This window comes from Vibrio sp. 779(2023) (genome assembly GCF_033344285.1).
Taxonomy (GTDB): Bacteria; Pseudomonadota; Gammaproteobacteria; order Enterobacterales; family Vibrionaceae; genus Vibrio; species Vibrio alginolyticus.
Genome location: NZ_JAWPOM010000043.1, coordinates 1 through 12094, shown reverse-complemented (window position 1 = coordinate 12094; position 12094 = coordinate 1). Strand labels below are relative to the sequence as shown.

Sequence of the window (12094 nt, the reverse complement as noted above, 5' to 3'; positions counted from 1 at the left end):
TTCTTTTAGTTGTTGATTTCATAACACTCTCCAATTTTGGGGGGTGGAAAGTGTCAACCTTATTTAGGACGGCACAGTTTACTAAAAGAAAGCCCAACGTCGACCGTTGGGCTTTCTTTTTATGTCTCATCCAAACAAAACTAAACGCAATGCTTAGAGCCAACGACGAACATGGTTTTTATAATCCACATACTCTTCACCAAACAATCGCTCTAAAACGCGTTCCTCAGGCTTGATTTGAAACCGATTCATATAACTGACAAATATCACGCCACAAAGCACCACACTCAAGTGCTGCCACCACAAACCAGTTGCTATGATTAGGAGCAGTAATGCCGTGTACATAGGGTTGCGTGAAAAGGCAAACACACCAGTTCTTACAACAGAAGATGCCGCTTCAGGTTTTACTGGGTTCACTGTGGTTTTTACTTTGCGAAATTCATACACACCAGCAATGCCCATGTAACCAGACAACAAAGTTAATACACCTACTACAAATTCAACAAAGGGTACTCGAATGTTCATGCTCGGCGTCAAAACTTTAAGTCCGTACATCAAAAGTATGACTAACAAAAACACCGCAACAGGTGGGACTTTGAGTTCAAGTTTTCTCAAGATTCATATCCTTTGAAAGGGTCTAAGTACGGTTTCTAAAAAGCCCAGTAAAACTGGGCTTGATTTAGTCCGATTACAACAAAGTTAACAATGCCTGAACGGGATGCTTGGGCTTCGTTCCTTCAAAGCGTTTAACTTGGCTGCGGCAAGAATAGCCTGTAATCAAACATCTCTCGTTATCTAACTTATCTAAGCTCGGCTTCCAGCTTAAATTGTAAATGTCTTTCGACATCGACAACTTATCAACCTCATGACCAAACGTACCCGCCATACCACAACAACCAACAGGTACCGTATTCAAAACTGCACCAAAGTGAGCAAAAATAGCGCCCCACTCTTTTTCCGCATTTGGCATTTTGGTTTTCTCAGTACAGTGAGCAAACAGATACCAAGGTTCCTGCGCCTTATGCTCTCCGCTTTCAAACGCTTCTAGTCTTGGGTAAAGCCATTCGTGGGCTGTTAGTACATCGAAATTACCTCGCTTACTGCCAAGCACTTCAGCGTATTCATCTCGATAACACAGCACCAAAGCAGGATCGACGCCAACTAATGGGATATCCAAATCCGCTACCATCGCCAAGAACTTCGCTGTGTCGGCTGCTGTGTCCTTAAACTGACGTAAAAACCCTTTAATGTGTTGTGCTTTACCATTCGGCTTAAACGGCAGAAGCACCGGATTCATACCCAGCTTTTTCAATAACTTAACGAAGTCTTCAACGACATCAGCGTCGTAGTAACTAGTGAATGGGTCTTGAACAATTAAAACATGCTTGCTCTTTTCAGACGAAGACAAACCACTGAGCGCTTGCAGATCATAAGGCGTTGTCAGCGACTCTACTCGTTGTTTCAAGGTGGGTACTGATAACAACGGCGCATCGACATACCCGACCGTAGATGCCGTTAAACTTTTCACCCACGACTGCTTCAAAACACCATTTACGACACCTGGCGCTTTTGCCATCATCGGCAGCATAGTTTCAATGTTCGCAACCAGATAGTCTTTTGCAGGACGTTGATAACGAGAGTGATAGATGTTTAAAAAGCGTGAGCGAAAGCTCGGAACATCGACTTTAATCGGACACTGACTCGCACACGCTTTACACGCCAAACAACCATTCATCGCTTCATACACTTCGTGAGAGAAGTCATACTCGTGACGACGATTGATAGAATGACGTACGCGGTCAATCATGGTTTTGATTGATGTTTTGTTTTCTAGTGTTTGCTTTTCTAAGTCAAGAATATCAATGCCTTGCTCAGTAAGCTGACGCAACCACTCACGAACCAAACCTGCACGACCTTTTGGTGAATGACGACGATCGGCTGTTACTTTCATCGATGGACACATTGGCGAGCTGGTATCATAGTTAAAACACAAACCGTTACCGTTACATTCCATCGCTTGTTTAAAGCTGTCACGTACTTGAACGTCAATCTGACGGTCATAGTAACCACGTTTGGTATCGGTAACTTTGACAAGCTCTGCATCACTATCCAGCGGTGTACAGATTTTGCCCGGGTTCATTTTGTTGTGTGGATCGAATGCCGCTTTCACACGTCTCAGTTCAGTAAACAACTCGTCGCCGAAAAACTCAGGGCCATATTCTGAACGGAAACCTTTGCCGTGTTCACCCCACATCAAACCGCCGTATTTCGCCACCAGCTTGACCACTTCATCAGACACTTCGTGCATCAATGCTTCTTGGTGCGGGTCACACAAATCCAACGCAGGACGTACGTGAAGCACCCCAGCATCGACGTGACCAAACATGCCGTAATTCAGAGACTTGCTGTCTAACAGTTCTCGAAACTCTACAATAAAGTCCGCCAGGTTTTCTGGTGGCACACAGGTATCTTCAGCGAATGCGACCGGTTTAGCACGACCTTTTGCTGCGCCTAACAAACCCACCGCTTTTTTACGCATGTTGTAAATACGCCCAATGCTCGCTACATCGTTACAAACTTGGTAGCCGATAATGCCCGCTTCTTCTGTTTCCAACATGGTATCGAGCTTGGCGGTTAACACTGCAACCCGAGCAGCAACTTCCTCTTCGTCCTGACCTGCGTATTCCACCATGTTGATGCCAAGCATCTCTTTATTTGGAACATCGGTAAGTAAATCGCTCACGGTGTGCCAAACGATATCTTGCTTCGCGAGATTAAGCACTTTTGAGTCAACGGTTTCTACAGACAGCGCTTTCGCCTCTACCATAAACGGTGCATTACGCAGTGCAGAATCAAAGCTGTTGTATTTAACGTTAACCAAAGTACGTGCTTTCGGAATTGGCGTCAGGTTCAGCTTTGCTTCGGTAATAAATGCCAATGAACCTTCCGCGCCGCACAGTACTCGTGTGATATCGAAACGGTTACCGTCTTCATTCAAGGCATTTTTTAAATCGTAGCCCGTTAAAAATCGGTTAAGAGGAGGAAACTTATCTACGATCTGCTGGCGTTTTTCACGACATACGGATTCCGTTACACGTAGCGCCTTGGCAGCAAACTCGCCTTCTTTTGGGTAACCATGAGACAAGTCCGACTCTAAAATTGAACCATCAGCAAACACCGCTTGTAGCGATAAAACATGATCGGATGTTTTTCCGTATTTCAGAGAACCTTGACCAGAAGCATCGGTGTTGACCATGCCGCCAATCGTTGCACGGTTACTGGTAGATAAGTCTGGAGAGAAGAAGTAGCCATAAGGGCGAACAGCGTCATTTAACTGGTCTTTCACTACACCAGTTTGTACACGAACCCAGCCTTCTTTCTCATTAATCTCAAGCACTTTGTTCATGTGACGAGACATATCCACCACAATACCTTTGGTTAGCGACTGACCATTGGTCCCTGTGCCGCCACCACGAGGTGAAAAGGTAATTCGTTCGTACTTTTCTTTATTGCTCAGTTTCCCGAGGAGAGAAACATCTTCTGTCGTTTTGGGATGAACGACAGACTGAGGAAGTTGCTGGTAAACACTGTTGTCAGTGGCAACCGCTAGTCGACTTGAATATTGGCTTTCGATATCACCAGTGAATCCGGCGTGCTCAAGCTCTTTCAGAAAACTAAGAACAAGAGGATCGACATCAGTTTGCGAGTGTAATCTTGGTAACATTTGCTTCCTGCCCCTACGACGCTGATCCGATCAGCTGCGGGTTGTGTAATTATTTGCTCACTTCTCATACAAATTGGCGCTAAGCGAAAAATAACACCACAAAAGAGTTAGTGAAGTAATATTCTTTGAATTTCGTCACTTTACAACATTTAAAAAGACGAGCAAATCAGAATCTCGATACAATAATTAAACTTATGCTTTATTTTTTCACGCTTGATGCCTTACATTGGGGAACGAATCGCGTTTCTAGATGAGTTTTCAGAATGAAAAAAAATAAAATTGTGACCACTGAAGATATCCTTCTCAAACTTTGCCAGTCTGTTTCTGGCGTACTTACTTCGGCGACATCTTCTCAAGTAAATTATTCAGCAATGGTGCAAAAAATCCACAAGACTAGCCTCAAACCAGATTTTGGCTGTTTTGTTCTGTTTGATGGCGGATTTACCGGGCTAGTTGTGATTAATTTTACGGCAAAAGCCGCACTGGAGATCTACACCAACTACATGCGTAATATGGGCATGCCAGAAGAAGAACTGGCAATATCTCATACTTCTGACGAGGTAGGCGATGTTCTGGGTGAACTCATGAATCAACTGGTCGGAGACTTCACTAATAAAATTCGTAAAGACCTGCAAACGAACATCACACAAAACCAACCAAAAATGCTGGCGCTGAATAAGCAAGTTATCTTACAAGTTGATACCAACCTTGACCGCCCTCAAGCGCGCAGAGTGACGTTCTCCACCGAAAACAACAATATTTTCTATCTCGAACTAGCAATGGATAAAACTGAGTTCATCCAACTGGAAGAGTTTGAAGTTGCTGAAGACGAAAACCCAGACGACATTTTAGAGGCAACACGTAAACAGTTGGCTGAGAAAGAATCTAAATCGTCGGGATCAAACGATGATGCCGATGACTTGCTCAACCAGCTCGGGTTGTAATTCTAACGAATCTTAATGAAGAATGGCTTCTTAGACACAAGTACGGCTTCATACTGATTACGACGAACTAAAACGCCAGCCTCGCTTAATGCGAGGCTTCTTTTTATGAGCAGAAATTATCTTCAGTCCCACCTTGTATTTCGTTTTTATGTCAAAAAAGGTAATATGTCTGACTTCATAAATTTTCTGCTTTCGTTACTGGTTGTCGATGGATAAACAAAAAGCTCTGAAAAAAATCGCCAAGTGCTTAGAACTGGGCAATTCCGCTAATGTTAATGAGGCTGCCAATGCTATCAAAATGGCACATCGCCTCATGCTTAAATATGGTCTCGATAAAGACGATATTGAGTTCATCAGAATGGGAAAAACACAATCTTCTCATCTGCTACCAGCGAACATCAGTTCTACCATATTGCGAGTGATTCGCGGCATTAACACAAAATTCGGTGTCGAAGCAGTATTATTGAATCACAAAGGGCTCAAACGTGTCGAATTTATCGGTGAAGCAGATCGCGCTATTTTTGCTGCATTTGCTTTCGATATTGTTTATCGCGAGATGAACGAAAGTACCGGACAATTCCGAAACAGCTTTGCTGGCACCGGCACCTCTTCTCAGGAAGTGACTCGCCGTGTGAACTCATTTGTATCTGGCTGGGTGGAAGGCGCGATTGAAAAATTGCCAATTATTTCTCCAGATGAAGAGTCGGCCAATAAAATTAATGACTATATTGATAAAGAATTCCAAAACATTGACCGCGAAACGTTCAAGAAGCAATTGAAAGAAGCGATGAAAAACCTAACTGAAGACTACGAAGTGGGCTTAAAGAAAGGTAGAAAGGTTTCAGTTAACCGTGGAGTGGGCGGCGAACAAGCACGCAAAATGTTGGGCGATTCATCGAAATAGCCAGAATAGTAAAGGATTCACATAAGCAGCAATGACTTCGATGTCGATGGGGCTTACTTTGAGAGCTTTGGCAGTATTGATAGGAATTTTCTTACAGAAACTCTTATCAATCTTACTTTCTCATAACAAATATCAATGCTTGTTTATTCATAATTCGCATCCCATTATGAGGCATAGTTTCGCCTCAGTTTTATACGGAGATTTTCCCTTGAAAAAGATGCCTATTGCACTAGCTCTAGTGCTAGCTCTTACTGGCTGTCAAGCCACTCAACGCCAAAATGCAACAACGGGTGAATACGAAACTAACTCCACCACGCAAGGCGCGCTTATTGGTGCGATCGCTGGCGCAGCAATCGGCCTAGCAACGGGTGATGATGCTAAAGAACGTCGTCAGCATGCACTCATTGGTGCAGCCGCAGGCGGAGCGACTGGCGCTGGCGTTGGTTACTACTTTGACCAACAAGAAGCGGAATTACGTCGCGCTTTGCTAAACTCTGGCGTACAAGTTCAGCGTGTTGGTGAAAATCAGCTTTTACTGCGTATGGAAAACGGTATCGGCTTCTCTTCAAGCTCTTACCAGCTTGATGCTAGTATCCATAATACTCTACGCGGTGTTGCTCGCATCCTAGTTGAGTACCCAGATACCAGTCTCGTTATTGACGGTTACACGGATAGCACAGGTAGTGAGTCATACAACCAAACGTTGTCAGAGCGCCGTGCAGAGTCCGTACGTCAATTCCTAGTATCTCAAAACGTTGCACCTGGTCGTGCAATTGCACGCGGCTACGGCGAACGTAACCCAATTTGCTCAAACCAAACTTCTGAAGGTCGTGCGTGCAACCGTCGTGTTGAAATCCAGATCTTGCCACTGAAGTAATTTGGTTGCACCATAACGGTAATAATAAAAAATTACCGGAGCAGGCCTAACCATTATCGTTAGGCCTGACATATTAATGTCTGTCAAAACGTCTGCCCTACTCTGCTTATTTAGCCTCAGCTTTTCTGGCTACTCACTTGCCTCTCAAGCTCCAAATGACCCCATCGAACAATACGAGTACGCACAACAATTATTGGCATCAAACGAAGCTGAAGCCTCACCAGAAACGCGCTACTGGCTAGAGCAATCCGCCAACCAAGGTTACCTCCCTGCACAAAAACAGCTCGCGAACGACTTTGCTAAAGGGATAAATGGCGAAAAAAATGAAACACAAGCGTTATATTGGCTAACCTCTATCGCACTCAATGACCCAACCGATCGTGGCTTTCTTCTCGCCGATTTTATTCAGCGCAATCCAGATAAGGTCACAACTTCTCAATTGACTGAAGCCTTGTATCAAATGGCTTCTCAGCATAATCCAGCAGCAGAACAAGCTTATAATCAACTGTTAGAGCAGCGCTTCAACCAACTGCGAGCTAAACAAGTCTCGCAAATAAAGTCGCTCGATAAAAAGGCTGAGCAAGCACAGGAAGAGAAAAGCACAGTTGCAAACCCCAAAGTAGAACACTCGCAGTTTTTATGGCTGATCTGGCTAGCGGCGATACTCATCATCAGCGGCTTAAGTTTTCTCGTAATCAAGAAACTTAAGCAGAATAGAAAAGCGCTTGAAGCCAAAGAGGAAAGCCAAAATCAACGAATGGCGAAAAAAATAAAAGAGCTAGAGTTTACGAACAAGCAACTGAAACGCCAGCTAGAGAAAGTATTCAAAGAATTTAAGAAATCCAAAACCCAGGCAGAGAACCATAAGCTAAGCGTCGCGTGTGCTATGTTTGGCTACACACCACAACACATCCCTGATTTACAAGCAATCAAGCTACGCTATAGACAGCTATCAAAGCTTTATCATCCTGACACAAGAGGCAGTGAAGAAGAAATGAAGCGACTCAATCATGCCTTTAAGCTCGTCTCACAAAATGTTACAAAACAGTAAAAATAGGTCAGGATACTTTGGCTAGCATGCTTTTAGACCTATATAATCAAGCGCCGCAATCGATCTCCCTCTCAAACAAATTAACAGACATTTAACTTAAGTCGCGCTTTTATGCCATAATGCCCGGCGCAAAATAACACCTAACGACTCAAATTAATCTAGGTGGGGAGAAAATCAATGTTCACTGAAGAAGGCACCTGTGATTGGTGTAAAAAACCTAGTCTTGTAACTCGTCACGATTATTTAGATGGCAAGCACCACTACTCATGTAAAGCTTGCTACGATATGGCGAAAATCGACGTGCGCCTATTTAACCAAGGCGAATTGCAAATGCGCGAACGCTTGCAACGAGCGAGCTAAGCAAGACGGAATCAATGGAACTGATTTTCAAAGGCGCCTTTTAAGGCGCTTTTTTGATCGGCCAAGACTATTTCCAATTTCTATCTCGTATTCCCTCCTATCCTACATAGCACGTCGCATCGGTTATCAGCCCTCTCTTACTGTATACAAACCACTGTCCATGAAACAACACCTGTATATACAGTAGTAAACCCCTGTATGTATCTCGTCCAGTTTTCTACTCACCTCACATTTTTAAATTGATGTTAGACATATCAAAAATGAAAAACAACCACATAAATTCAATTACTTAGAATCAAATCCTTTTATTTCCTTCTCAAAAAACCGCAAATAACTTTTGAGAAACTGGTTGATCAGGTCACCAAAACAAACTACTGTATACACATACAGCATGTATAAAGGAACAGTAAGATGCAGTTACAAAGTCAATCTCATACATACTCTCGTTACAACGTATTGGCACAAGCAACTAAGCCCATGGCCGTTTCGGATCAGCTTCTATCTAAGCTGGCTGTTTTATCGCAGCAGAAACAATGGATTTTGTTTACAGCAGACTGCCCTCGTCCAGACTTTGAACAACTCACTGCTTCTAATATTTGCTGTAAAAACGTTATTCAAATGAAGCCCTCTCAACAGCTTTCAGAAGTCGAGATCGTGATAAAAGCCATCCGCTCAGGCAATGCCAGTGCTGTTGTCGCATCCAATAAAATTGCACTTATGAATCAATCGATGTTGCGCGACATGGCGCAGCGCTATCAGTGTGAAGTCTTTTTCGTCGAAGGCAGAGTTAATAAGTACCACTAATAAGTTCGACGTTATCTATCCTGCATCTCGCCTCCTTTTTAAGGGGGCATTTTTTTGTATTAAAGAAAACAGGCAAACGTTTGCTTTTTCTCTGGCGAGTTAAAATAGTTCTGGTATGATGCCCACATTCGATTTATTCAGCGCCCACATTTTGCTGAATATCTTCTCTTTCTGACGTTTGATTAAGATGATAGGAATGTCGCAATGAGCCTTGCTAATCAAGTACTTGCCGTCAATGACGACCTGCCAATTCGCACCCATAAACCCGTTCATAGTGGAAAAGTTCGTTCAGTTTACTGGTTAACTGAAGAAGACAGCGCCCGACTGATCAAAGAAAAAGGATACAATGTCGCTCCAGATGCGCCTTTGGCTATCATGGTGATTAGCGACCGAATCTCTGCATTCGATTGTATTTGGCATGCTGAAGGTGGTCTTAATGGTGTCCCGGGTAAAGGGGCTGCGCTTAATGCGATTTCTAATCACTGGTTCAAACTGTTCAAAGAAAATGGCTTAGCAGATAGCCATATTCTAGACATTCCTCACCCTTTTGTTTGGATTGTACAAAAAGCCAAACCGGTAAAAATCGAAGCCATCTGCCGCAAATACATCACGGGTTCGATGTGGCGCGCTTACGCAAATGGCGAGCGCGAGTTTTGTGGAATCCAACTTCCTGAAGGGTTAGGAAAAGACAAAGCACTGCCAGAGTTGCTAATGACCCCATCCACAAAAGGCATTCTAAAAGGCATTCCCGGTGTGCCAGAAGCGGATGACGTAAATATTACTCGTCAAAACATCGTAGACAACTACGAAGCATTTAACTTCTCAAGCGCTGACGATATCGCACTCTACGAAAAATTGCTGAAAGAAGGCTTTAACGTTATCAGCCAAGCGTTAGAAGAAATCGACCAAATCTTTGTCGATACCAAATTCGAATTTGGTTATGTTCATGATGCTGCTGGCAATGAAAAGCTGATTTACATGGATGAAGTGGGTACACCAGACTCGTCTCGTATATGGGATGCTAAAGAGTACCAAGCAGGTCACATCGTAGAGAACTCAAAAGAAGGTTTCCGCCAGTTCCTACTTAACCACTTCCCTGACCCAGATATCTTGCTAAACAAAGAACGTATGCCTGAGCGCGAAGCTCTCGCTCGTGATAATGCTTTACCCGTCGAATCTTTGATGGCGATTTCGAGCACTTACATTGGTATTGCCGAGAAGATTACAGGCAAGCCGATTCATTTGAGTGAGAATCCGAAAGCGGAAATCATCGAGGTTCTGAGCAAAGAATACGGATTGATTGACTAGCACTGTCGCTAGATTGCTAAACGCTTTCCAATAAAAAGTCCGCACTAGCCTGCGGACTTTTTTCGTATTAGGCTCACCTTAGCCGATATTTAACGTAGTGCCATCTGTTGTAGAGGCTGACTTGGTCGTCACCTGATATGTTTTGTCTTTAATCGTTGATACGAAATACCAGGTCGACTCTGCCTTGTCGGGCGTAAAAGTAACGCGCATAAAGCCACGCTGTTTGATGTCTGCCCACTGTAATTCTGACACTAAGTGCGGCAGCGTGTATTCCATTTGAGCGATCGCGACAGGGTCTAACGCGAGGTAGGCCTCTAGCCCAGGCGAACTCACCGAGCTAGTTGCAAACTCTACCCCGATAGGATGCTTAGATATGTCTTTAAGCTCACTTGCCCATGCGTTGTGCGTATCTCCTGCCAAGCAGACAAAGTTACCACTGCTGGCTTTGGCCAGTTGATAAACTTTCTCTCGCTCAACGTAGTAACCATCCCATGCATCTAGGTTATATGGCAAAGCAATGGTATCTAAACTTGGGTCAGAGAGATAACCCGTAATCGCAGAGTTTACCGCTAATAACGCCTCTGTTTTTTGTTCTTCAGTGACAGTAAACAATTGAAACATCGCGGTCATAACCGAACTTGGCAACTCCATACGAGACATTAACACTTGTTGCCCTAGCACATTCCAAGTTGCGTCGTGCGTACTGAACGCATCCATCAGCCAAGCGAGTTGGTCAGCGCCTAACAGCTCTCGATCTTGACTGCGCGACTGAGCAACTAAACCGCCAATAGCTTCCATCGTTGGTGAGCTGAGCGAGAAATAATCCAACGGTTTATCACGCCCCACAAGTCGCGTGTCGAGCATCATCAAATTGACTAAACTTCCAAACGAAAACTGACGGTAAATCAGCATGTTTGAGAAAGTGTTTTCACGAACGGGCAACCATTCTGTCCACGCGGCAGCCGCAGCTGCACGACGATCATTAAAGCTGCCTTCCTCTTCTTGATGGTTTTCCGCACCATTTTTCCAACTATCATTTGCAAGCTCATGGTCATCCCAGACTGCAATCATTGGTAGGCTCGCATGTAACGCTTGCAGATCAGCATCTTGGCGATATTGCGCATACCGTTTTCGGTAATCATCTAAGGTAATGCATTCAGTGCCTTTGCTTGGCTCTCGCCCTAGTGCCTCAGCATCTTCACTAGCGTAGCCACCAGCCCCATACTCATAAATGTAATCACCGAGATGAAGTACCACATCAAACGGTTCTTGCTCATGTTGATTTAAAATCTCTCGATACACATGGAAATAGCCAGCAGGATAGTTTGCACAAGAAACAACCGCCATGGATGCCTTTTCTACACCATCCTCTGGTAATGTTTGAGTTTGCCCGACTTCGCTAGTGACATCTCCAACCATGAATCGATAGTAGTAGCGAGAATTTGCGTTGAGATTTTGAACATCGACTTTTACCGTGAAATCTCGGCTCGTGTCTGTGGCAAAAGTGCCACTTTGCACGATATCAGTAAAATTTTCGTTAGATGAAACTTGCCAGCTTACATCTGCGTAGCTTGCTGAGGTCGTAACACGAGTCCAAATGATTACTTGTGTTTGAGTAGGATCTCCACTCGCCACTCCGTGCTCAAAGGTAACCGCAACAGATTCACTAGCATCGCTACCACAGCCCACCAGCCCGGTAACAATCGCCGTTGAAGAGGCAGCTTTCATAAAGTCTCGACGAGACAAAGACATATTGACTTCCTTTCTTATTGTGTTTGTTTTTATGCCCAAATGACGTGGTGACTCAATCATCCTTGTATGCCAATAAGGGACGTTAATTCGAACTTACAGTACCAACCACTTAGTCGGTAATTTGTCCTAAAAACACAAAGTTAGAAGCTAGTTATGACAATTGCATTTCCAAACGTTACATTTTTGTTAATTTAAGTGCAAATACTCTATATTCATCACACTTCCTAAGACCTGTGACAAAAACCTCAAAATAAAAAAGCGACCTACTTTGAGGTCGCTTTTCATTGCACTATTGTGCCGTCCTAAATAAGGTTGACACTTTCCACCCCCCAAAATTGGAGAGTGTTATGAAATCAACAACTAAAAGAAC

General features: G+C 43.8%; 10 protein-coding genes. 7 read left to right on the top strand and 3 right to left on the bottom strand.

The window, feature by feature from the left end; all coding sequences use genetic code 11:
* Positions 1–153 precede the first annotated feature (153 nt).
* Positions 154–615, bottom strand: coding sequence for a methyltransferase family protein (locus tag R8O70_RS24405; RefSeq protein ID WP_033905135.1), 462 nt, complete (start codon positions 613–615; stop codon positions 154–156).
* Positions 616–688: 73 nt separating this feature from the next.
* The gene (locus tag R8O70_RS24400; protein ID WP_213889488.1) at positions 689–3724 is read right to left on the bottom strand and encodes an FAD-binding and (Fe-S)-binding domain-containing protein; all 3036 of its coding nucleotides are present in this window, start codon (positions 3722–3724) and stop codon (positions 689–691) included.
* 263 nt (positions 3725–3987) lie between these two features.
* On the opposite strand from R8O70_RS24400, the gene R8O70_RS24395 reads away from it, so the two are divergent.
* The 7 genes from R8O70_RS24395 to R8O70_RS24365 all read left to right on the top strand — a co-directional run bounded on the left by R8O70_RS24395 (position 3988) and on the right by R8O70_RS24365 (position 9972).
* The gene (locus tag R8O70_RS24395) at positions 3988–4668 is read left to right on the top strand and encodes a DUF3334 family protein (protein ID WP_005388843.1); all 681 of its coding nucleotides are present in this window, start codon (positions 3988–3990) and stop codon (positions 4666–4668) included.
* A 208-nt stretch (positions 4669–4876) separates the two neighbouring features.
* Positions 4877–5572, top strand: a complete 696-nt coding sequence (locus R8O70_RS24390) for a DUF2786 domain-containing protein (protein WP_005377954.1) — start codon at positions 4877–4879, stop codon at positions 5570–5572.
* 217 nt (positions 5573–5789) lie between these two features.
* Positions 5790–6449 (top strand): OmpA family protein, encoded by a 660-nt coding sequence (locus R8O70_RS24385; RefSeq protein ID WP_005377956.1) that lies wholly within the window; start codon positions 5790–5792, stop codon positions 6447–6449.
* 76 nt (positions 6450–6525) lie between these two features.
* Positions 6526–7500 carry a molecular chaperone DnaJ gene (locus R8O70_RS24380; protein WP_017634859.1) on the top strand — a complete coding sequence of 325 codons (975 nt, stop codon included), beginning with the start codon at positions 6526–6528 and terminating at the stop codon, positions 7498–7500.
* 177 nt (positions 7501–7677) lie between these two features.
* Positions 7678–7860 (top strand): hypothetical protein, encoded by a 183-nt coding sequence (locus R8O70_RS24375; RefSeq protein ID WP_005377960.1) that lies wholly within the window; start codon positions 7678–7680, stop codon positions 7858–7860.
* A gap of 411 nt (positions 7861–8271) precedes the next feature.
* Positions 8272–8664, top strand: coding sequence for a SulA-like leucine-rich domain-containing protein (locus R8O70_RS24370; RefSeq protein ID WP_005377962.1), 393 nt, complete (start codon positions 8272–8274; stop codon positions 8662–8664).
* Between the two features lie 204 nt (positions 8665–8868).
* Positions 8869–9972, top strand: a complete 1104-nt coding sequence (locus R8O70_RS24365; RefSeq protein WP_005377963.1) for a phosphoribosylaminoimidazolesuccinocarboxamide synthase — start codon at positions 8869–8871, stop codon at positions 9970–9972.
* A gap of 78 nt (positions 9973–10050) precedes the next feature.
* Here the strand turns inward: R8O70_RS24365 and R8O70_RS24360 are convergent, their stop codons facing one another.
* On the bottom strand, positions 10051–11724 hold the full coding sequence (locus R8O70_RS24360) for an alkaline phosphatase D family protein (protein WP_258624887.1): 1674 nt from the start codon (positions 11722–11724) through the stop codon (positions 10051–10053).
* Between the last annotated feature and the right edge of the window lie 370 nt (positions 11725–12094).